This is a genomic window from Lysinibacillus sp. JNUCC 51, from assembly GCF_015999525.1.
In the GTDB taxonomy this organism is placed as follows: Bacteria; Bacillota; Bacilli; order Bacillales_A; family Planococcaceae; genus Lysinibacillus; species Lysinibacillus xylanilyticus.
Window position 1 is genome coordinate 3,258,833 of the sequence record NZ_CP065545.1, and the last position, 23,296, is coordinate 3,282,128.

Annotated in this window: 19 protein-coding genes and 1 pseudogene; 18 read left to right on the top strand and 2 right to left on the bottom strand. The window is 36.8% G+C overall.

Features of this window, described 5'->3' with window-relative positions:
* Window positions 1–73 precede the first annotated feature (73 nt).
* The 6 genes from JNUCC51_RS15675 to JNUCC51_RS15700 all read left to right on the top strand — a co-directional run bounded on the left by JNUCC51_RS15675 (window position 74) and on the right by JNUCC51_RS15700 (window position 6,632).
* On the top strand, window positions 74–1,039 hold the full coding sequence (locus JNUCC51_RS15675; protein ID WP_400909131.1) for a YncE family protein: 966 nt from the start codon (window positions 74–76) through the stop codon (window positions 1,037–1,039).
* A complete protein-coding gene (locus tag JNUCC51_RS15680) occupies window positions 1,036–1,719 on the top strand; it encodes a response regulator transcription factor (protein WP_337988803.1) in 684 nt (227 codons plus the stop codon). Before JNUCC51_RS15675 ends, JNUCC51_RS15680 begins: the two co-directional genes overlap by 4 nt.
* On the top strand, window positions 1,716–3,104 hold the full coding sequence (locus JNUCC51_RS15685; RefSeq protein ID WP_337988804.1) for a sensor histidine kinase: 1,389 nt from the start codon (window positions 1,716–1,718) through the stop codon (window positions 3,102–3,104). Before JNUCC51_RS15680 ends, JNUCC51_RS15685 begins: the two co-directional genes overlap by 4 nt.
* A gap of 3 nt (window positions 3,105–3,107) precedes the next feature.
* A complete protein-coding gene (locus tag JNUCC51_RS15690; RefSeq protein WP_337988805.1) occupies window positions 3,108–3,632 on the top strand; it encodes a FixH family protein in 525 nt (174 codons plus the stop codon).
* A 122-nt stretch (window positions 3,633–3,754) separates the two neighbouring features.
* Window positions 3,755–4,327, top strand: coding sequence for a TetR/AcrR family transcriptional regulator (locus JNUCC51_RS15695; protein WP_337988806.1), 573 nt, complete (start codon window positions 3,755–3,757; stop codon window positions 4,325–4,327).
* Between the two features lie 115 nt (window positions 4,328–4,442).
* Window positions 4,443–6,632 carry a YhgE/Pip domain-containing protein gene (locus JNUCC51_RS15700; RefSeq protein WP_337988807.1) on the top strand — a complete coding sequence of 730 codons (2,190 nt, stop codon included), beginning with the start codon at window positions 4,443–4,445 and terminating at the stop codon, window positions 6,630–6,632.
* A 120-nt stretch (window positions 6,633–6,752) separates the two neighbouring features.
* Here JNUCC51_RS15700 and JNUCC51_RS15705 read toward each other — a convergent pair.
* Window positions 6,753–8,312 (bottom strand): annotated as a pseudogene (locus tag JNUCC51_RS15705) (IS1182 family transposase); the annotation flags it as partial.
* A gap of 504 nt (window positions 8,313–8,816) precedes the next feature.
* A complete protein-coding gene (yhfH, locus tag JNUCC51_RS15710; RefSeq protein ID WP_012292204.1) occupies window positions 8,817–8,942 on the bottom strand; it encodes a protein YhfH in 126 nt (41 codons plus the stop codon).
* Window positions 8,943–9,086: 144 nt separating this feature from the next.
* Between yhfH and lplA the strand changes: the two genes are divergently transcribed.
* The 12 genes from lplA to hprK all read left to right on the top strand — a co-directional run bounded on the left by lplA (window position 9,087) and on the right by hprK (window position 23,264).
* Window positions 9,087–10,079 (top strand): lipoate--protein ligase, encoded by a 993-nt coding sequence (lplA, locus tag JNUCC51_RS15715; protein ID WP_337988809.1) that lies wholly within the window; start codon window positions 9,087–9,089, stop codon window positions 10,077–10,079.
* 759 nt (window positions 10,080–10,838) lie between these two features.
* Window positions 10,839–11,543, top strand: a complete 705-nt coding sequence (locus tag JNUCC51_RS15720; RefSeq protein ID WP_337988810.1) for a response regulator transcription factor — start codon at window positions 10,839–10,841, stop codon at window positions 11,541–11,543.
* On the top strand, window positions 11,543–12,526 hold the full coding sequence (locus JNUCC51_RS15725) for a sensor histidine kinase (protein WP_337988811.1): 984 nt from the start codon (window positions 11,543–11,545) through the stop codon (window positions 12,524–12,526). The genes JNUCC51_RS15720 and JNUCC51_RS15725 overlap by 1 nt, the downstream gene beginning before the upstream one ends.
* Window positions 12,527–12,537: 11 nt before the next feature.
* Window positions 12,538–12,972, top strand: a complete 435-nt coding sequence (locus JNUCC51_RS15730) for a hypothetical protein (protein ID WP_134024424.1) — start codon at window positions 12,538–12,540, stop codon at window positions 12,970–12,972.
* A gap of 12 nt (window positions 12,973–12,984) precedes the next feature.
* Window positions 12,985–13,761, top strand: coding sequence for an ABC transporter ATP-binding protein (locus JNUCC51_RS15735; RefSeq protein WP_134024422.1), 777 nt, complete (start codon window positions 12,985–12,987; stop codon window positions 13,759–13,761).
* Window positions 13,733–15,667, top strand: a complete 1,935-nt coding sequence (locus JNUCC51_RS15740) for an FtsX-like permease family protein (RefSeq protein WP_337988812.1) — start codon at window positions 13,733–13,735, stop codon at window positions 15,665–15,667. The genes JNUCC51_RS15735 and JNUCC51_RS15740 overlap by 29 nt, the downstream gene beginning before the upstream one ends.
* Window positions 15,668–15,999: 332 nt before the next feature.
* Window positions 16,000–17,547, top strand: a complete 1,548-nt coding sequence (locus JNUCC51_RS15745; protein ID WP_337988813.1) for a fatty acid--CoA ligase family protein — start codon at window positions 16,000–16,002, stop codon at window positions 17,545–17,547.
* A 627-nt stretch (window positions 17,548–18,174) separates the two neighbouring features.
* A complete protein-coding gene (locus JNUCC51_RS15750) occupies window positions 18,175–18,822 on the top strand; it encodes a VTT domain-containing protein (protein ID WP_337992248.1) in 648 nt (215 codons plus the stop codon).
* A 347-nt stretch (window positions 18,823–19,169) separates the two neighbouring features.
* Window positions 19,170–20,399, top strand: a complete 1,230-nt coding sequence (locus tag JNUCC51_RS15755) for an EAL and HDOD domain-containing protein (protein WP_337988814.1) — start codon at window positions 19,170–19,172, stop codon at window positions 20,397–20,399.
* A gap of 507 nt (window positions 20,400–20,906) precedes the next feature.
* The gene (locus JNUCC51_RS15760) at window positions 20,907–21,755 is read left to right on the top strand and encodes a YitT family protein (RefSeq protein WP_337988815.1); all 849 of its coding nucleotides are present in this window, start codon (window positions 20,907–20,909) and stop codon (window positions 21,753–21,755) included.
* Between the two features lie 52 nt (window positions 21,756–21,807).
* A complete protein-coding gene (gene cccB / locus JNUCC51_RS15765) occupies window positions 21,808–22,128 on the top strand; it encodes a cytochrome c551 (protein ID WP_100544059.1) in 321 nt (106 codons plus the stop codon).
* Window positions 22,129–22,328: 200 nt separating this feature from the next.
* The gene (gene hprK / locus JNUCC51_RS15770; RefSeq protein WP_337988816.1) at window positions 22,329–23,264 is read left to right on the top strand and encodes an HPr(Ser) kinase/phosphatase; all 936 of its coding nucleotides are present in this window, start codon (window positions 22,329–22,331) and stop codon (window positions 23,262–23,264) included.
* Window positions 23,265–23,296 lie beyond the last annotated feature (32 nt).

A 23,296-nucleotide genomic window follows, 5' to 3' on the forward strand; every position in this document is an offset into this window, starting at 1 on the left:
TGTCATAAATTTACCTTTCAAGTTTCACGTGAATTTCACAATTGTGAAGTATAGTTAAGAAACAGAGGTGATGATGTTGAAAAAATGGGCATTCTTCATTTTTTCTTTAGTACAGCTTGTATTGCTAGTAGGATGTACGGAGAAATCGTTTAAGCCTATTGAACGCGATCAGAATTTTGTTGCGTCCTTAAATATACAAGAGCCTTCGCTAGATTTTATAGATGAACAAGGTAATGGGATAGCAACATGGTTATTAGATAAAGCTTACTCAGGGGCAATACTTCTCGGAGATGATCGTGTGTTATTGTATGGTCATCAATTAAATGAAATTGACGTCTATACATTATCAACCGGAAAGAAGCTCTATTCTAAAAAAGTACAGCTTGGTTCAACGAATGCGTATTATGCTGAAAATAGAAAACAGTTTTTTATTACGAATAGCAAAACGAATACAGTGACAAGCTTTGATGAAGAAGGCAACGAACTGGCAACACAGAAGCTTGGTAATTATCCTATGTCAATGGCAGCTTATAAAGATAAGCTATATGTGATTAATTATAAAGATACGAAATTATCGGTGTTAAATATTGAGAATCTAGAAGTTGAACAAGAGTGGCCGATTCAAAAATCATCACATGGAATAGCAATTCTTGAAGAGAAAAATGAACTATGGATTGGTGGCCATGGAGAAGGAAGTAAACCAAATAACTCTGTTAAAAAATATGATCTAATAACAGGCGTCAAACATGGGGAGATAGAAATGCCTTTAATGCCTGTTGGATTAACTAAAACAAAGGATGCTGTTCTGGTTGTTAGTCATGGTCGTAATGAACTATATGTTGCCGACTTTGATGGAAATGTGAAATGGCAGCAAGAGGTAGGAGCTAATCCATTTGTCGTAAATCAGTTTAAAGATTATATTGTTGTCGCTGGCTATGATGACCATACTTTGTATTTCATAAAAGAAGGTCAGGTGAAAAAAACAGTTGATGTGGGGAAAGGTGCATTTCAATTGTTAGTGAGGGAGGAAAAAATGTGACAACTGTATTGATTGTTGATGATGAGCAAGATATGCGTAATTTAATAGAAATGATGCTCCATAATGCAAAAATTGAGACCGTAACAGCAGCGAGTGGTACAGAAGCCTACGATATTATTGTACGCCAAAAAATTGATTTAGTTTTACTTGATGTGATGATGCCGCATGAAGATGGCTTTGCGGTTTGTCAAAGTATACGTGCGATGTCGAATGTACCAATTATTTTCCTGACAGCACGTGATGCAAACGAAGATAAGGTTAAAGGCTTAACAATAGGCGGAGATGATTATATTGTAAAACCCTTTACAAATGATGAGCTAGTTGCGCGAATCCATGCTGTGCTAAGAAGAAGTGGTACTAATATTGAAGACTTACAGCAAAAATACGTAATATTAGGACCTATTAAAATAGATGAGATTGCACGAAAGGTATCTGTAGATGGAAAGAGTGTTCCGCTTACTTTAAAGGAATTTGAACTATTACATTTATTTATGAATAATCCTGGAAATGCTTATACAAGGGAACAATTACTAGAACGCATTTGGGATATTGATTATGTAGGGGGAACAAGAACTGTTGACACTCATATAAAAACCTTACGTCTAAAGCTTGGAAAGGAAGCGGCGGGCCATATTCAAACCGTCTGGGGAGTGGGCTATCGCTTTGATCCTGGCGAATGAAAAAGATTTCAACACGCATTTGGCTATTAATCTTTTCATTTTTGATTATTACCGTTGTCTTTATGTATGTCCTAACTGATTATTTATATGAACGACTTTATGTAGAAGACACTGAAGAGACGATGGTAGAAATAGGGACAAAGCTTCAAACGATGTATACCGGCAGTAAGGTGACGGATGAATTTATTGCAGATATTGAACATTATGCTAATTATTCGAATTTAAATATTTTTGCAGTAAGAAATCCGCGAGAACTAAGTGCCTGTGTACCGTTTGATATTGATTTCGAAACATTAATTGGTCCAGAAGAGCGACAACAATTACTTGCAGGTGAATATGTACAAAAAATTGGGTATGAACCCCGATTTGATAGACAGCTAATTTCTGTAGTACTTCCGCTAGTAGATCAAAATAGGCTCGAAGGGATTATTTATATATACTTCCCTCTAGCAAAAATTAGTGAGTTAGCGAATAATGAAGTCATTTTCTTATTTGTCAGTGCTTTTATCTTTTTAATTATTATCAGCTATTTAATTTATAAAGGAATTCGTCATATTATGCGGCCATTAAGCGATTTACAAAGAGCTGTTGAGCAGATGTCATACGGAAACTATGGAACACGTGTGCCAGTTCATTCAAAAGATGAAATCGGAAGACTATCAAGCACCTTTAATCAAATGGCAGAGGCGATTCAACAAGAGGATGAGGCTCAAAAAACGTTTTTAGCGACAGTTTCACATGAGCTACGGACACCCATTAGCTATGTAAAAGGGTATAGTGAAGCAATGCAGAATGGCATTATTCCAGAACACCAAAAAGAGGAAACGATCCAACTGATTGTACGTGAGGCAAATCGTATGGAACGTTTAACGAATGAATTGCTTCAACTTGCTCGAATGGAAAATGAAAAAGCAGAAATTACTTTATATCCAATTCCTCTTGCCGAAACATTACGTGAGGTTCAAAAAATATTAACTCATCAGGCAGAGAAGAAGAACATTGCACTCCATTTGGATGCTGATGATGCATTAATCATCAAAGCAGATGAAGTAAAGCTGAAACAAATTTTTATAAATATTATTGAAAATGCCATTAATTACTCGTATGAACAGTCAAAGGTTGAAATTACTGCTTTTGAGGATAATGATAGTGCACAAATTATCATTAAGGATTATGGAATGGGTATTCCTCAAGAGGATTTGTCGCATGTAACTGAGCGCTTTTATCGTGTCAACAAAGCGCGGAGTCGAGCAGATGGTGGCAGTGGGCTAGGCTTGTCAATTGTTGAACAATTGTTGAAGCAGTTGCATGGCAAAATTGAGATTGAAAGTGAAGTTGAAAAAGGCACAGTTGTAAAAATTACATTGCCGTTAATGGAGGAATAAAACATGAAAAAATGGTTATTAGCATTAGTTGCGGTACCTGCATTGTTAGTAGGATGCGGAGAAAAGAAAGAGTCAGCAGATTTACCAGAGCCTGAGGTAGCTCAAATACCAGAAGTTGAAATTTTAACACCGAAAGAAGTAGCAATCAATGAAACGATAGATCTTGCTGCGCAAGTTGAACAAGGCGGCAAAAAAGTTGATGATGCAGTTGTACAATTTGAGGTATGGGAATCTGGTAAACGTGATCAAGGGCAAATGATTGACGGTAAATTAGAGAAAGATGGCGTTTATAAAGCGACGACTACATTTGAACACGATGGGGTATATTATATGTATGCTCATACAACTGCTAATGGCGTTCATAATATGCCGAAGCAACAAATTACGGCTGGCAGCCCTGATATGACGAAAGTTTTACCAGAGGATGAAAAAGCAAATAACAATAGTATGGATCATAATATGATGAATCACGGTAATGATACTTCTGAGCATAGTGATCACGAAAAAAGTGAAAAAAATCACAATTAAATGCTTGCATTATTTTTAAAATAGGAATATGATAATGACCAGATGACCGAAATGGTTTTCTGGTCATTATCATTTTCGTGTACAAAGGCATGTACATAACATAACAAGAAAGGATGTTATTAATGGATCGTAGGCAGGAAATTCTTGAAGCAGCTGCAAAATCCTTTACATTGTTTGGTTACAAGGCTACAACAATGGAGCAAGTGGCTAAAATCGCCAACGTCGGCAAAGGGACGATTTACACATTCTTTGCAAATAAAGAAATTTTATTTCAAGAGATAGCTATGTCACTTGTAAGAGAGATGCAAGCAGAAGCAGATGCAGTGTTGGATGCATCCGCTAGCTTTATGGACAATGCGCATAATGCTTTAATGAAAATACTGCAGTTCCGTGAAAAACATCTTTTATTTGCAAAATTATTAGAGGAAGAAAAGGAGCTACGAACGCCAGCAGTTAAACAAGTTTTAGTTCGCATTGAGACTGAAATTTTATCCTACGTTACTGAATTAATTCAAAGACGTATCGTTAAAGGTGAAATTAAAGACTGTGATGCAGAATTAGTAAGCTATCTGTTGTTAAAAGCGTATCTAGCATTTATCGTTGATTGGCAGGAGCTACATGGCGATATTATTCCTGAAGAAAAGATTTCAAATCTTTTCAAGGAAACGATCTTCCGTGGGCTAGTTCTAACTTGATTCGACTGAGCTAAAAGATGAATCAATGACAGTCTAGGGAAGATTTAGGTTTTTTTTTGAATAAAACTGACCGACTGACGTTTTCGGTCAAATATAATAGGAGTGAAGAAAACTTATGATTAAAGCTGAGTGGCTGAAAATCTTTAAAACAAGAAAAATGCTTGTTTCGATTATCGCTGTATTATTTATCCCAGTCATGTACGCAGGCATGTTTTTATGGGCGTTCTGGGATCCGTATGCAGGCCTGCCGAATTTACCAGTAGCTGTTGTCAACCAAGATAAGGGCGCTGAAATGGAAGGCGTTAAATTAGATGTAGGTAAAGATTTGGTTAAAAATCTTGTCGAGAGTGAGCAATTTAAATTCGTTGAAGTATCCAAAGAAGAAGCTGAAAAAGGCCTAAATGGTCGAGATTATTATATGACTCTAGAAATTCCAACAAATTTCTCTGAGCATGCGACTACATTATTAGATGACAAACCTTCTAAATTAGTCATGAATTATATTCCGAATGAAGGATTAAACTTCCTGAGTGCACAAATTGGTGAATCAGCAATGGAAAAAATACGTGCGGAAGTGAATAAACAAGTTTCTGCTACTTATGCAGAAAAGTTATTTGATTCTATTACAACAATGGGAGATGGCTTTACAGAGGCTGCTGATGGCTCTAGTAAGCTAGATGAAGGTGCTAAAACTTTAGCTAATGGTGCAAAAGATTTAAAAGGTTATCTTGAGCAACTAGCATCAAGCACAGTTGAATTATCAAATGGTACAGATAAAATTACTAAAGGTGCTGGAGACGCTGCAAAAGGTGCAAATGACTTATCTACTGGTCTAGTGAAAATACAAGACGGCACTGGACAATTACAACAAGGTGCACAACAAGCAGCATCTGGAGCAACAACTCTTTCACAAGGTGTATCACAATATACACAAGGTGTAGGAAAGGTTCAAGCAGGTTTAGCTACAATTAACGATAAACAACAACAAATTAGTGCAGGCGCAGCATCAATTGCTGAAAATGCAGGCGCATTAAATGGTGCAGCAAGTCAATTAACAGCTGGTTCTGCAAAAGTAGAAGCAGGTATCACTGCTTTATCAAAACAATTAGAAGGTATGATGGCTTCATTGCCTGAAGAGCAAGCGGCAGTATTAAAACAAACATTAGGAGAGCTACAAGCAGGAAGTGCAAGCGTGCATAATGGCTTAGGTTCTTTAACTGCTGGTACAGAAAAATTACAAGCTGGTGCTAACCAAGTAAGTTCTGGTGCATCACAAATTGCAGCAGGTCAATCACAAGTGTTAGCGGGTGCTAATGAGTTAACATCAAAAAGTGGTGCATTAGTCGAAGGAGCAAAAGGTCTTCAAGCTGGTAATGCAACACTTGCTCAAAAATTAGGGGAATTAAATGCTGGTGTTAAGACAGCCGTAACTGGTTCTAAAACATTGGCTTCAGGTTTAAATGAGCTAGCAAGTGGTTCAAAAACATTGAATCAAGGTACATCAACACTTGCATCTAAATCAGGTGAATTAGCAGAAGGTTCTAAAACGCTTGCTGATGGAACTACTGAACTTGTAGATGGTACATCAACTTTATCTAGCAAACTAGGTGAAGCAAGTGATAAAGCGAAAGAAGTTCATTCTGGTAAAGACACATATGATATGGTAGGTAGCCCAGTTGAGGTTGAAAAAGAATCTGTTAACCATGTACCTAACTATGGAACAGGTTTCTCACCATACTTTATTTCACTTGGCTTATTCGTTGGTGCATTATTAATCTCTATCGTGTTCCCATTAGTGGAACCAGCAATCCGTCCAAAAAATGGGGCAACTTGGTTTACAAGTAAAGTCTCAGTATTAGCAATAGTCGGCTTAATTCAAACTATATTAACAGTGGTTATTGTAAAATGGGGCTTAGGCCTTGAAGTATACAGTTTAGGATACTTCTTCTTAACAGCATTATTAACAAGCTATGTATTCTTAGCTTTAATCCAAATGTTAGTATCTATTTTCGGTGATCCAGGACGCTTTATGGCGATTGTTGTATTAATTTTACAACTTACAACAAGTGCAGGTACATTCCCACTTGAGTTAATCCCAGAGCCATTACAAGTATTTAATAAACTATTGCCAATGACATATACTGTTTCAGCATTTAAAGCAAGTATCTCAACTGGTGATACATCATTCTTAATGCAAAACTACGGAGTTCTATTAGGCTTCCTAGTAGTATTCTTAGTTATTACTTTCGGTTATTTCATGCTACTTCACACAAAACGTTATTCAAAAGTAGCTGAAGAAAACTAAAAATAGGGATTTTTGAGGCTGGGACATAACTAGCTTCATTAGTGAGAAATCCGAATTTGAATTCATTCAAATTCGGATTTCTCTATTTTTTATGTTGTCTTCATATAGCTATTAGCTAATGGCTGTGAATTTTCTTAAATTCACGGCCATTAATGCGAGGCCCATCTCGTTTTCAACCTTCGATTTTCCTCTCACAGAAAATCGAGTGAAACGCAAATTAGCCTTCAAGAATCCAAAAACTGGTTCCACGTCAATTTTGCGTTGACGATAAATGGTACTCGTTTTTTCTTCTGAAAGCTTTACTCTTACATATTCTTTTTGTTGCTCCCACTTCTCATTCACGATTAACTTACGATTATTTCCCCCTTTTGCTTTCGTACATAACGAACGTAGGGGGCATCCGGAACAGTCCTCACATTCGTATATCTTAAATTCACGCGTGAAATCATACTTATCCGTTTTCGTGGAACGATATTTAAATACAAGCTGTTGTTGGTTTGGGCAAGTGTATCGATCATGTTCTTTATCATAATCCCAGTTCTCTGTATTGAATTCGTTTTGCTTATGCTTTTTCTTCTGTTCTTTTACATACATGTTATACGTGATTAAGGCTTCTCGCTTACGGTTCGAAAGGATATCATCATAATTTTGTTCACTGCCATATCCAGCATCTGCGACGATGTGTTTTGGTAACTTAAAATAATGTTGTTCGATTTCATCTAAAAATGGGATTAATGTACGTGTATCCGTTGGATTCGGAAAAATGCTGTAGGCAAGCGCATACTGACCTTCTGTTGCCACTTGTATGTTATAACCTGCCTTCAATTGACCATTTTTCATATAGTCATCTTTCATACGCATAAATGTTGCATCCGGGTCTGTTTTCGAATAACTATTTCGTTCGTCAAAGATTTCGAAGTCTCTTTGATATTTTAGTTTGCGTTCAATATAGTCGATCAATTGTTTGCGAGCCTGCTTTGGGAATTTCCGTTCCGTTCTTAAAGCCTTTCGCTCTGCTACATCCGATGACTCTTCAATTTTTCGATCATATTCAGAAATCACTTCATCAACTTTTTCGACCATTTGAGCGAGGTCTTCCAATGCTAATTCCTTTTCACTTTCCCGTTCAATTTCTGGCATGATTTCTTTTTCAAGCAGCTCATCGTATAGCTGGTTTGACTTTTCAATTAGTCCGTTATGAAATTTCTCAACCGACTTTTTCCACACGAATGTAAATTTGTTCGCATTCGCTTCAATCTTTGTTCCATCAATAAAAATAGCTTCTTGGTCAATTAATTCTCCCTGTACCAGTTGGCAGCGGAATTGAACGAAGCATTGACGAATCAACTCTTTTACCTCTGGTTGGACACGGAATCGGTTGATTGTGCGGTAAGTTGGTTCATGCCCTTGAGCTAACCACATCATCCGAAGACTATCTTTTAAAAGCGCTTCAATTTTGCGCCCTGAGAAGACAGATTGCGTGTAGGCACATAAGATAATTTTAAGCATCATGCGTGGATGGTATGCAGGACAGCCCTCATTTCGAAGGAATGGTTCAAACGCTTCGGGCGGGATACTTTCGACTAAATGGTGGACATGGAAGGCAATATCATTCTTTTGTAACTTCACTTCTAAATCTAAAGGCAAAACTAATTGATTCATGTTATAATCTTTAAACATAAGGATCCTTCTTTCTGTATAATTTTGTTGTGGTGACTTAATTTTATCAGAAGTGGTCCTTATTTTTTATGAAAAAAATTTAAAGCCGGTGAAATTTTACTAATCGTAAAATTTCACCGGCTTTTTAGTTAAGAGGTGGGTTTTGTCCCAGCCTCGTTTTTTTGTGATTGAATGATTGCTTTAAATGGGGGTAAGGAAGAGATGCCAAAAACTGATCAGGTAGAGAGTAGAACTGCTCGTGTATCCCCGAAAACTAATCAGGTAAAGTGTAAAACTGCTCGGGTAACCCCGAAAACTGATCAGGTGAAGATAGAACTACTCGGGTATGTAGGAAAATTGCTCATATGCAAAATATCACACAAAAAACAGCAGCTGATATGAGCGTATCAGCTGCTGTTTAGTATGTGTAAGAGATTTAATTAATGGTTCATCAAAATATGATGAGGGCTGTCATTATTAGTACGAGTAGGGCACTTATATGACAATTACAGAATAGGCAAATGCTTATAGGTGGTTACATTTTTCACAAGTGTTGCTGTAGCATTCACTTTGTTCTTCAATTTTTTCACCGCATTCTGTACATTGCTTTGCAGGTAGGTTCTTGAAAAATTCAACTACATTTTCTAACATTGTGGACTCCTCCTTTAAGTTCATCTGTACTATTACTGTTTTGATATTACATAGTGTATTATAACAGATGCTTTTCGTCAACACAAAATGCCTAATTTACGTTAAAATAAATATGGATATATTGTGAAGGAGGAAACGTAATTTATGATATTCGTTGATAATAAAGGGATTCATGACCCACGCATTAACCTTGCCATTGAGGAGTATTTATTAAAAACGATGGATGTTGAGAAGGAACCAGTGCTACTTTTTTACATTAATCAGCCTTCAATCATCATTGGTAAAAATCAAAATACTATCGAAGAGATTAATACAAATTATGTAGAGGATAATGGCATTATCGTTGTGCGACGTCTTTCTGGTGGGGGCGCGGTGTATCATGACCTAGGGAATCTTAACTACAGTTTTATCACTAAAGACGACGGCGATAGCTTTATGAATTATAAAAAATTCACTCAGCCTGTTGTAGATGCACTTGCAAAAATGGGAGTTCATGCTGAGCTATCAGGCCGCAACGACATTTTAGCTGAAGGGCGTAAAGTTTCTGGCAACGCACAGTTTTCTACAAAGGGCCGTATGTTTAGCCACGGTACTTTAATGTTTGATACAGAAATTGATGCTGTTGTATCTGCATTAAAGGTGAAGAAAGATAAAATTGAATCAAAGGGCATTAAATCGATTCGTTCAAGAGTAGCAAATATTTCTGAGTTCTTAAAGGACGAGATGACAGTCGAAGAATTCCGCCTAGAAATTTTAAAATCCATTTTCGGTGGTGAAGAAAATATTCGCTATTATGAGTTAACGGAGGAAGATTGGGCAAATATCCATAAGTTATCTGCTGAGCGTTATCAAACATGGGAATGGAACTATGGGAAATCACCACGCTTTAATATTCAAAAAACACATCGTTTCCCAACAGGAGGAATTGATATTCGCTTAGAGGTAAATCATGGGATTATTGAAGAAGTGCATATCTTTGGTGATTTCTTCGGTGTAGGCGACATGGCAGATGTTGAACAACGATTAGTTGGGACAAACTATGATCGAACTGCAATTGCTGAGGCGTTAACAGATATTGATATTCCAACATACTTTGGTGGAATTACGACAGAAGAGTTTTTACAATTAATTTATTAAGAAAAGCTTGTGTAGAAATTGGCAAATGTCCTTATTGGGACATAAGAGTACACACTTTTTCAAAATGGAACCGCTCCATAACGTGTGGTTGATTTCCGTTCCGACTGGGCGCTTTGTTGCTGACGCTTCGCTTTCGCACAGATAAAACATTTGTTGCTGACGCTTCGCTTCGCTGCAGGGTCTCGGGCCAACACGATGTTGGTCACGAAGGCATTATCACAGGATGTGATGGTCTTAGCCTTCGTTCCTCTATTGCTGTTCCCCAAGGAGTCGCCCAGTCTCCACTCCAATCAACGTATATCAATTTCTACTGAATGAAGATAAATCGCAAATGTTTAAAAAATGCCATCCATCTTTTGGTGGTGAGTCCTCAAAAATCTGTAGCTAACGATTCGATGTTAATTTTTACTACAAAAGCAGGCGTGTTGATTAGGAAAAAAATCGGTTTATTATTGAGCGATAAAAGGATTTTTTGTTGCTATTTCGCTAATATATATCCATTTTAACTGATTGTAGCGTAGGGCTACTCGACTCCCGCGGGAAAGCGAGGCAGACGAGACCCTGCACGGAGCGCAGCGGAGGAAGCGGCTCGACGCTCGCCCGCAGGAAAGCGAGTAGCCCGTAGCGGAAATAAGAGCCTTCTAACTTAATTAGAGTGGATAAAAATGGTTAATTAACACACCTGCTACAAAAGGTTCGCTGACAGTTATGTCGACGGGCCTTTTTTTGATACAATATAAGATAGAAAGGAGTGTTGGTATGGAGAAGCATCGAATATTTATTGTCGAAGATGATGTGAAAATTGCGTCTTTGCTTGCAGAAACGCTAAGAAAATATCAATACGAAGTTGAAACGATCAAAGAATTTGATCATCTCGTTGAAGAATTTACAGCATTTAATCCACATATGGTGTTGCTTGATATAAATTTACCTTCGTACGATGGCTACTATTGGTGTCGCCAACTACGTCAACATACAACTTGTCCAATTATTTTCATTTCCGCTCGTTCTGGGGAAATGGATCAAATTTTTGCGCTAGAAAATGGGGGCGACGATTTCATTACGAAGCCATTTAATTATGAAATTGTATTGGCTAAAATCCGTAGTCACTTGCGTCGTACATATGGTGAATATGCATCGAGACAAGAGGAGCGGACAATTAAACAAGGGCAGCTTGTTCTTCATTTAGAAAGAATGGAGCTTCATAAAAATGATTTAGAGATCCCACTTCAGAAAAAAGAATGTATCATATTAGAGCTGTTAATGGGAAATGCGCCGAAAGTAGTGACACGTGAGCAACTGTTAGAAGAGCTTTGGGACGATCAGGCATTTGTTGATGAGAATACGTTGAACGTCAATATGACTCGAGTGCGGAAAAAGCTAGCTGATTATCATATTTCTTCTTCTATAGAAACGGTACGTGGAGCAGGTTATCGCTTTATTTTAAGTGCAGGTGAGATATAGTGGGCTGGAAATTATTTTTGCGTGATTACGCATCGTTCATTGTATTCCAGTTCTTTTTAGTAGGCTTCATTATGGTCTTATATTGGTTGGACGGCTTTCGAAATGTTGATACGGCTATTTATTCCTTCTGTATTAGTTTAGTGTTATTAACCTCGTTTTTACTTATCCGTTATTTAATGCGCCAACGTTATTTATTAAAAATATCACAGCTTCCTAAAACAATGGAGGATGTGTTGCAAAAAAATGCTAAAACACCTGAGGCGGTACAGGCTGAGAAATATATGCATGAACTATATCGACTATATAAGCATGAACTTCAATCGTTATATGCAGGCCAAAAACGGCATGATCAGTTTATTAATCAATGGGTGCATCAGATGAAAACGCCAATTTCTGTTATTGAGCTTTTATTACAGGATGAGCGTCCTCTCGATAAAAAGAATGTGCAGGAGGAAATTGACCGCTTGCGTAGAGGCTTGGACATGGTGTTGGTAAATGCTCGATTAGAAAACTTTGAAGAGGATATGCAAGTAGAACAGGTTACTTTAAAAACGATTGTTACTGCAACTGTAAATGAAAATAAACGTTTATTTATTACAAAGCGTGTTTTTCCAGAGATTCATATTGAGGATGACATTATCGTAGCAAGTGATTCAAAATGGCTACGCTTTATTATCGGGCAATTCGTAACGAATGCGGTTAAATATACGTTTGAAGCAAATAAAAAAATAGTCATTTCCGCCATAAAAAAGAATGACTACGTACAATTATCCATTCGTGATGAAGGTATTGGTATTCCAGCTTCCGATCTTTCTCGTGTTACTAAAGCCTTTTTTACTGGTGAAAATGGACGTAAAACTGGGGAGTCCACAGGGATGGGCTTATATTTAGCGAAAGAAATCTGTGGAAAACTCGGTCATGACTTAAACATAACATCAGAGGTTGGAAAAGGAACAATTGTTACAGTGACATTTACAAATTAGGGGGATCGGAAATGACAGAAGTATGTTTGGATGAATGGGTTTTACATGTAGAGACAGAAAAAACAGAGGCATTATACGAATCACATAACGATGTTTGTGAGTGTTTATCCTGCAAAAATTTTCGTAAGGCTAGTCTTTTGTTTAATGAAGAAGTAATGCATTTTTCGAATAAGCTTGGGCTAGACTTACATAAACCAACTTTACTAAACGCTTTTCCTGTAGAAGGTGAACAAGTGATGTACAGTGGGCATTATACGATTTGTGGAGAAATCATTGAAGGTGAAGTGGATGCCTGGGATGTAATCGTTGGCTCGCATTGCTTTAGTCTAGTAGAGGAAGATGGTAATAAGTCAGCTGAATCTTTAACAGGGCCACATTTTCAAATTGGCTTTGAGGTAGTATTGCAATGGCTTTTACCAGAACCCTTGGAATTAATCAAGAAATAAGGTGAACAAGGTATGCCTATTTTACAAATAAAAGACGTGACGAAGGTGTATGAAGGTAAAGTAACTCATCGTGCGTTAAATCAACTAAGCTTTGATGTGGAGGAAGGTGAGTTTTTAGCAGTCATGGGTCCATCAGGAAGTGGAAAAACAACATTATTGAATATCATTTCTACGATTGATGAACCAACGAGTGGAGAAATCATTTTAGATGGCATGAATCCTCATACACTGAAAGCAACTGAGCTTGCCTACTTTAGAAGAAGACAGCTTGGTTTTATTTTTCAGGATTTTAATCTTTTGCATATGCTGACGGTGGAAGAGAATATTGTTCTGCCCCTTACATTAGATCAACAACCATTAGAAGTAATGGAGGAGCGTCTTGCAAGTATTGTGGAAAAGCTCGATTTAACTTCATTCTTGCATAAACGCCCAAATGAAATATCAGGTGGACAAGCACAAAGAACAGCCATTGGACGGGCACTTATTCATAGTCCAAGTCTCATTTTAGCAGATGAGCCAACAGGAAATTTGGATTCGAATTCTTCGCGTGATGTACTTGAACTTTTAACAAAAATTAATCAGGAAAAACGAACAACAATCGTAATGGTAACACATGATCCTATTGCAGCTAGCTACTGCGATCGCGTGTTATTTATTAAAGATGGAGAATTTTTTAATGAAATTTACAAAGATGACCGTCGTCAAATGTTTTTCCAAAGAATATTAAATGTTTTGAGCTTACTAGGAGGAGGACAAGTAGGTGACCTTTCGACAATTCGCTTACCGTAATGTCGTACGGAACAGCCGTATATACGGAGCCTTTTTCATGGCAAGCTTTTTTTCTGTGGCTGTGTTTTTCATCTATTCAATGCTCATGTTTCATCCGGATATTGAACAAGGGATATTAGGAGAGGCATCGTTACTTGGAATGGTTGGTGCGGAAATCGTACTCGTCCTTTTTACTTTATTCTTTTTATATTATTCGATGAGTGCTTTTTTAGAGGCTAGATCACATGAGTTTGCAATTTTATTACATTTAGGAATGGAAAAACGCCAGATGAATAAGCTTGTCTTTTTGGAGACAATGATTATTGGATCGGGCTCTATTTTTGTTGGGATTATATTTGGTTTCTCATTTTCGAAATTCTTTTTCATGATTGTTCGAGAAATTTTACATTTAGATAGTTTACCCCTATATGTTTCATGGGAGCCATTTTTACTAACGATTGGTGTCTTTACAAGTGCTTTTGTGGTCATTTCCTTAATTAGTGTGTATTTTACACGTGAAAGAAAATTGCGCGATCTCCTTAAGGGAAATGACTATTTAAATAGTGTTTCAACCTATTCTAAAATTCGTGCAGTATTTGGTATTACCCTTATTTTATCAGCATACGTATTAGCGTTTATCGTATCGAATACATCTTGGATCGGTTTAGCATTATTAATTCCGTTTTTAGCGACCGTTGGAACATATTATTTTTTCAGAGATTCTTTACCGTGCTTTTTAGATAAAGCACGGGACAAACGTAAATTTCATTGGCAACGCTATCGCCTTCTTTCGTTAGCTGAGCAAACTCATATTATGATGGACAATGTGAAAATGTTTTTTGTAGTAACGATGGTGTCAACAATGGCCTTTTTATCGGTCGGTATTTTAGCGACGATGTCTTCCTATACAATACAATATGATCGTTTAAATCCATTAGGGCTTGTCTATAAGGGAGATGTCGATAATCCATTTGAGCGAAATCATATCGCCTCTTTGCGAGTTCAATTAGAGGAGAAGGGTCTGTCCTATCATTTATCGCGCTTTGTTGTCATCAAGCAAACATCTTCATATACACAGAATGAGGTTGAAGTTTTTAGGGAATCAGATATGAATGTATTGCTTTCTTCCTTTAGTTACCCATTACTTAATTTAGCATCAGGAGAGGCAGTGTTTATACCATACTCGGAAGAGTCTCTAAAAAAACTAAAAGATAAAGTAGTGCATACTGTATTAGAGGAAAATTCTATCCCGCTAACAATTGATAGTGTATATCCTAATATAGTATTCCCGGGATCTATTGTTAGCGTTAACTCTATAGTAATTAGCGATGAGGATTTTAGTAAGCTTAGAAAGCCGATTGCCGATAAAGACGTTGCGCAACCAACCTATCATTTGTTTACCTTCTATATTCCTCAGTGGATGGAAACGAAAGATGTAGGCAAGGACATAGCCGAGTTAGCAGCAAATCAATATTTTTATAAGAAGAATAAGTTTAGCCCATTTTACTTTGAAAATGCTGGCTTAAATTATTCTTATGTATTAGCTACTTATTCATTATTCACATTAGTAGGGGTCTTAGTAGCAACTGTATTTTTATTAGCAGCAGGTAGCTTTGTTTACTTTAAACTGCATACTTCTCTTGAAAGAGAAAAGCGTAAATTCGATGTCTTAAAGCGAATGGGCTTAACAGATACAGAGCTCAGAAAGCTTGTGAACCGTCATTTATTCCCACAATTTTTCTTGCCATGGGGGGTTGCAATGATGCATAGCGCCTTTGCTTTTCTTATGGTTCAAGGTATCTTGAAAGATATTGCTAATATTTCCATTGTAAAAGAAGTTGTCTTTGCTTTTGGGTTTTTTGTTTTAATACAAGTAGTCTATTTTTATTTGATTCGTTGGCGATACATCTCACATATTCGTTCGTAATAAAGATGTACGAGAGAGAAAAAAATGAATTATTTGACGTAATTCGTGACATGAAATAAAAAGTTTCGTTGTCTTTTAGATATATTTCTTATATAATATTACTGAATAATGATTCATTTTATCTTCATTCAGTAGCAGACTTCCACCTCTGAGGTGGTGAGATGGATTCGGGTGTAATTCCTTTTTAAGGGATGTCCATACATCTACTGATAAAGATAAAGCCTCCGGCGGATGTCACGGATTTTAAAAGGAATGAATTATGCATTCACAATTCCAAATCCGGGCCTCAATTACGCCAAGGCGAAATTGATACGATAAAGGGGATGGTGTAATTGAATTTAGTTTCAAGTGTTCGTCAACAAGCATTAGAACAACCGGATAAAATTGCGTATCATTTTATGGGGAAAGATACGACGTACGGTGAGTTTGAACACACAGTTGGTCGCTTTGCAAAGGGGTTACAAGATTTAGGGGTAGAAAAAGGAGACCATGTGGCGTTTTTACTCGGCAATACACCACATTATTTAATTGCGTTATATGCAACAATGCGCTTAGGGGCAACGGCAATTCCGGTTAATCCTATCTATACACCAGATGAAATTTCGTATATTTTGCATAATGGTGATGTACAAGCTGTTATTGCACTTGATGCACTTCTTCCATTAGTAGAAATGGGTGTACATGCTTTTCCAAAAGTAAAAACATTTGTTGTTTGTGAAACAACAGAGGATGTTGCTGAAAAAGTAACGACTTTATCCGAAGAGGCAAAGGCGAAAATTCATTTATTTTCACAAGTAATTGCTAGTGTATCGGACTCTTTACAACCAGTAGAGGTAGCTGACGATGATAACGCAATTATTTTATATACTTCAGGAACGACAGGTACTCCAAAGGGTGCAATGCTGACTCATAAAAATATCTATTCAAATGCACGAGATGTAGCGCATTATTTAGGCTATAAAGCAGATGATCGTATTATTGCTACGTTACCAGTTTTCCATGTTTTTGCGTTAACTGTCGTAGCCAATGCGCCTTTATTGAGTGGAGCAACGGTTTTACTTGTACCACGTTTTAGTCCAACTGAAATCTTTAAAATAACGAAGGAACAAAAGGCAACAGTCTTCGCTGGTGTGCCAACTATGTATAACTTCTTGTATCAATTACCTGAAAGCAACCCTGAAGATTTCTCAACAATACGTTTGGCGATTTCAGGTGGCGCGTCTTTACCTGTAGCACTTTTACATAATTTCGAGAAGAAATTTAATGTGCGTGTTTCAGAGGGCTTTGGCTTATCAGAAGCATCACCAGTAACGTGCTTTAACCCATTGGATCGTGAGCGTAAGGCAGGTTCTATTGGAACATCCATTTCCAATGTTGAAAATAAGGTGGTGGATGTTAATGGTCAAGAAGTACCGGTTGGCGAAGTAGGGGAGCTAATTGTCCGAGGGCCTAACGTTATGAAGGGCTATTATAAATTACCTGAAGAAACAGCGATGGCTATACGTGATGGCTGGTTATACACGGGAGACTTAGCTAGAGTTGACGAAGAAGGGTACTTTTACATCGTTGACCGTAAAAAAGATATGATTATTGTTGGCGGATTTAATGTATATCCAAGAGAGGTTGAAGAAGTACTCTTTGCTCATAATAATATTGTTGAAGCGGCAGTTGTAGGTTTCCCAGACCCTAACTTAGGAGAAGCAGTTCATGCATATGTTGTCTTAAAAGATGCAGAAGCAACTTCTACAGAAGACCTTCTAGCATACTGTGCAAAGCATATGGTGAAATATAAGGTTCCTAAAGTAATTGAGATTATGGATGAATTACCGAAAAATACGACAGGGAAAATTTTGCGTCGTACATTAAAAGAAAAAGTGTAAGAAACAGTAGCTACTATTGAAAAATAGTAGCTTTTTTTTATCTCGCAAAAATGAACAGTTAGATTACATTTCAAGATTTAAGAGAAACAATGAATATTATTAGGAGATCCATTGCCAGTAAAAGATCGGTTGGTTCTAGGCGACTAATGTTTTCTATGCAGAAGCGACATGGTGTTAGAACAATTGTTATCATAGAATGTGAGATTTTTGCTTGTGTTCCTTTAGTGAGGGACGATGAACACCTACTGATAGAATTTTCATTTTAGATCAATATTACAGTTCATCACCAAGTGGATGACTTTTGTTAAAACGTCCCTATGTAAATAAGTTGATTGGAGTGAAGACTGGACGGCCGCAATCAGTCGGAACGGAAATCAACCACACATTTTGGTGATGATCCAATATTACAGCAATGTAAAAAAAGTATGGCCACCTATCTAAATAGTTGAGTGTGTATGTCTGTAAGTGATAGAATCAAACTTGTGAAATCTACATACTTTTTAAAGGCTTGTCATATAGTGAGGTAGAAGTAACACCAATAACTGTAAAGAAGAATGGAACCCTTTGGTGTCTAGCTACGTCAAAGCCTTTAGAAAATTTAATTGAAAGAGAGCATATGGAAAAATGATAGAACTCATCAAGGAGTTAATTAGTTTTATTATGCATATTGATGTGCATTTAGAGGAGATCATTCATAAATTTGGTAATTTGAGTTATTTCGTTCTATTTGCAATTGTTTTTGTTGAAACAGGTGTTGTAATTTTCCCATTCCTACCAGGTGATTCATTGCTTTTTGCAAGTGGTGCATTAGCTGCAGCAATTGGCGCATTTAATATGTGGATATTAATTCCTGTATTTTTAGCGGCTGCAATTTTAGGGGATACGATGAACTATCATATCGGTCATAAAGTAGGGACATCCATTCCACCAAAAAGCTTCCTTGGTAGAGTCGTAAAAAAAGAACGTATGGAAGCAGCTGAAAAGTTCTTTAATAAACACGGTGGAAAAACGATTGTCATCGCGCGTTTTATGCCTTTCATCCGCACATTCATACCATTTGTTGCAGGGGCTAGTAAAATGAAGTATGGCTACTTCATTATGTATAATGTTTTAGGTGCAGTATTATGGGTATTCAGCTGTACATTATTAGGTTATTTCTTTGGTAATATTCCAATTATTAAAGATAACTTCTCAACGGTTCTAATATTAATTATCTTAATTTCAGTTGTACCAGCTGTTATTGGTGCTATTAAAGCAAAAGCAAGTGGAAAATAAAAGGGCGGTCCAAAAGTGATAAAAGATCACTTAGGACTGTCCTTGTTTTTTTGCTCATCATCATAACGTCAATCAACATTGCATACATATTTTCGAATGTCGTACCTAAACTTCGGTGATTAACCATTTTATCTATTCTCTATATAGTACAAGACCTTGTGAATCTTCAAGAACCGTACTTCGTGAGGCCGGATGACACCTAGGGGATAACATCATAAAAGAGATGGTCCATTATCTTGTATTGAATGTTAGACGACTTTTAGACAGTTACTTGAATGATAAGCAGAGAATAATGAAAGGTGCTATAATAATAATTACTAGAATATGGTGAAATGGGGGGCAACGAAATGGAAGTATTTATCGGCAGACAGCCTATTTTTAACCTTCATGAACAAATCGTTGCGTATGAATTATTATATCGTAGCAAAAACGTGAATTCTTTTCCGATGGTTGATTCAGATGCTGCAACAATCGATGTACTAGTAAACTCATTTCTTTCAATTGGCATTGAAGAGGTAACTAAAGGTAAACCTAGTTTTGTTAATTTTACAGAAAATTTACTTATGAGTCCTATAAATGAATTTTTAAATCCATCGCAAGTTGTTATTGAGATTTTAGAGGACGTTCCTATTACAACTCAGTTAGTCGAGAGAGTCATTGAACTGAAATCATATGGGTTTAAAATTGCATTAGATGATTTTATTTTGGATGATAAGGTACAAGTTTATGATGAGTTATTTCCTTTTATCGATTTTATAAAAGTGGACTTTTTAAAATCACCATTACTGGAGCGAATGGAAATTGAAAATAAAGTGAAAGAAAATTTCCCTCACATAAAATTGCTAGCTGAGAAGGTTGAGACACGAAATCAATTTGAAGTGGCAAAGCATTCTGGCTATGAATTATTTCAAGGCTATTTTTTTGAACAACCTCAAATTATTACAGCTACCGATATACCTGCTAATACTATTCAATATTTATATATTATTACGCTATTAAAAGAAGAGGAACCTAATATACAATTATTAGCTGAAAATATAGAGCGTGATATTTCTTTAACGTATAAATTATTGCAAATGGTTAATAATTCAGAGCTGCGGTCTAAATCTAAGATTCGTTCGATAAAACAAGCGATTATATTACTTGGCGTTTCAAATTTGCGAAAGTGGATTTATTTATTGGCGATGCGAGAAATAGATAGAAATGCTGAGAATGATCTTTTTAAAGAAGTCATGTGTACTTCTTTATTTAGAGCAAAAGTATGTGAGAAATTAGCCAAGCTTTCCTATAAGAAAAACTTCTCTGAATATTTTTTAGTCGGGATGTTTTCATTGATAGACACGTTGTTGCAAAGACCGATGAATGTTATTTTGCAGCAGCTACCTTTTTCAGAAGACATAACAGAAACGATTTTAGGTAATCCAACTGAAATGACACCTTTTCTGGAATTCAGTATTGCATTAGGTAAGTTAGATTGGTCTACTTTAGAAAATTTAGCTCCTCAGCTCAATATTGATTTCACAAAAATCGATCTTTTATACAATGAAGCAATGGAGTGGGCAGAAAAATCTTTATAACAAGGATTTGACCTAAAATGTCCTGTAGTGGAATTTGCAGTTACGTATATATTTTAGTGAAAAGTCAAAAATAAGCTATCTTAAAATTCTTTTTAAGGTAGCTTATTTTTTATGTTTTATACATTATTGGGCTCATCATTTATAGTAGAGGATGACATTTGTTGAAAATTATGAAATGTGTATAGTTGATTGGAGTGAAGACTGGGCGACACCTTGGGGACCAGCAATCGAGGAACGAACGCTAAAACCATCACGTCCTGTGATAACGCCTTCGTGACCAACATCGGTGCCGCTGCCGCTTCGCTTTCGCGCAATAAACATCTGTTGGCACAAGTGGCTCATCGGACGCCCCCAATCAGAATGGAAATTAACCACATGTTATGATGATGAACAAAATTATAAAAATACATATTCCCTTCATCAAGACGAAGTTCTCAATGCGAAAACTATTTGCTATAATCATCTCGTCTTTAAAAAATTCTGATAGTTGGAGTGGGCGTGGGGGAAATGAATCAAATACATGATGTAAGGGAAAGCATTATGGAGTATGTGTACGTCGTAGTAGGAGCTGCAATTATTGCTATTGGCTTCAATGTATTTTTACTGCCAAATAAAGTAGCTTCTGGCGGAGTAAGCGGGATTAGTACAATTTTACACGGTTTATTTGGATGGAATCCTGGTTTTGTACAGTATGCATTCAATATTCCATTATTTATTGCCGGTGTATTATTACTTGGGAAAAAGTTTGGGATAAAATCGTTTATTGGAACAGTAACATTACCGTTAATTGTATTACTAACGAACAGTTGGGGGCCATGGACAGATAATCCTTTACTAGGTGCACTTTTTGGGGGAATTGTGGTCGGTTTAGGAATAGGACTTGTCTTTAAGGGGAATGCTTCTACTGGTGGCACTGATTTACTAGCGCAAATAATTACAAAGTATACCGGAATATCGTTAGGTACAAGTGTACTTTTAATTGATGGGATTATCGCGATTAGTGCAGCAATTGTTTTTGACATAGAAAAAGGTTTGTATGCTCTAATTGGACTTTATGTCACTACAAAAACGATTGATATTATTCAGCTCGGTTTCAGTCAGTCTAAAATGGTTTATATTATTACGATGAAACAAGATGAAGTACGTGATGCCATTTATGCCGAGATCGAACGTGGAGTGACAAAGTTGCCTGCTATAGGCGGATATACAGGGGAAGCGCGACCAGTACTTATGGTTGTTGTTTACCAAACAGAATTCACAAAGCTGAAACAACTCATTAAAAGCGTTGACCCATCAGCGTTTGTGATCGTTTCTAATGCTTATGAGGTGTTAGGAGAAGGTTTCAAACGTGCATAATTTTGGTATAATGTCGGGGAAAGATAATTATTTACTTTGAGGAGGGGCCCTAATGAAAAAGGCGATGTTAACATTAGCGATTGGTTCAGCAATCTTCTTAGCTGCTTGTGGCGGAGGTAAAACGGCAACAAATGAAGGTACAAAAACTGCTGCTCCAGATGGCGAAACAATTGCTATGAAATCTTGTATTTCTTGCCATGGTAGCGAATTACAAGGGGCAGGAAATGCGCCAGCAATTAATAATGTAGGCTCTCGTTTATCAGAAGCTGAAATTTTAGATGTTATTAAAAATGGTAAAAATGGAATGCCTCCAAATGTTGTTAAAGGTGCAGATGCAGAAGCAGTTGCCAAATGGTTAGCTACTCAAAAATAAAGCGATAATGAAACTAGCAGGCTGGAGAACTGCTAGTTTTTTATTTTTTGTAGAAATTTTTAGTTAGGATAGACAGAGTGTAAATACATTTCTTTTATACATAGACATGCTAAAATAAGGTGAAACTGCAATCATTATGCTGATTGCTAGTTAACGTAGGACAAAACATATTCAATTCCTTGAATGGAGGCTATAAAACATTGGTCGTAGTATTAACAAGAGACGTTATGGAGAAATTTAAGTTAGAACTATTAGCTGGTGAGGAAGGAATAGGAAGAACAATTGTTACTAGTGATATATCAAGACCAGGGCTCGAGATGGCAGGGTATTTTACGCATTATCCTGCAAATCGGGTACAATTGCTAGGAAAAACCGAACTTTCTTTTTTTGAAATGCTTCCTGCAGATGTGAAATTGGAGCGCATGCGTCTTCTATGTTCGCAGGATACACCAGCTATTATTATTTCTCGTGATTTAGAGGTACCTAAGGAACTTTTACAGGCGTCCAATGAAAAACATGTACCTGTATTTAAAACACACATGACAACTACGAAATTTTCGAGTAGGCTAACAAACTATTTGGAAGGTCGCTTAGCACCAATGACTGCTGCGCACGGAGTTTTAGTTGATGTATACGGCATCGGCGTACTAATTATCGGAAAAAGTGGTGTAGGGAAAAGTGAAACAGCACTTGAGCTTGTCAAGAAAGGACACCGCTTAGTAGCTGATGATTGTGTAGAGATCCGTCAGGAATCAGAGAATTTTCTAATTGGGAGCCCACCTCCTCTTTTAGAACATTTACTCGAAATCCGAGGCATTGGTATTATCGATATTATGACACTCTTTGGAGCAAGTGCGGTACGGCCGTACAAACGTATTACATTAATTATCGAATTGGAAATATGGGATCCTGAAAAAGTATATGATCGACTAGGTTTAGAGGAAGAAAAAATGAAAATCATTGATACGGAGTTAACAAAGCTAACGATTCCTGTAAGACCTGGACGTAATGTGTCTGTTATTATTGAAGTAGCAGCAATGAACTATCGTTTAAAAAAAATGGGTGTAAATGCAGCCGAAGAGTTTTCTAGACGATTAGATGAGGTAATCTCATCAACGGACGAGTTGGATGATTAATTGTTTTTAACTTCTTTCAGCTACATAGTCTC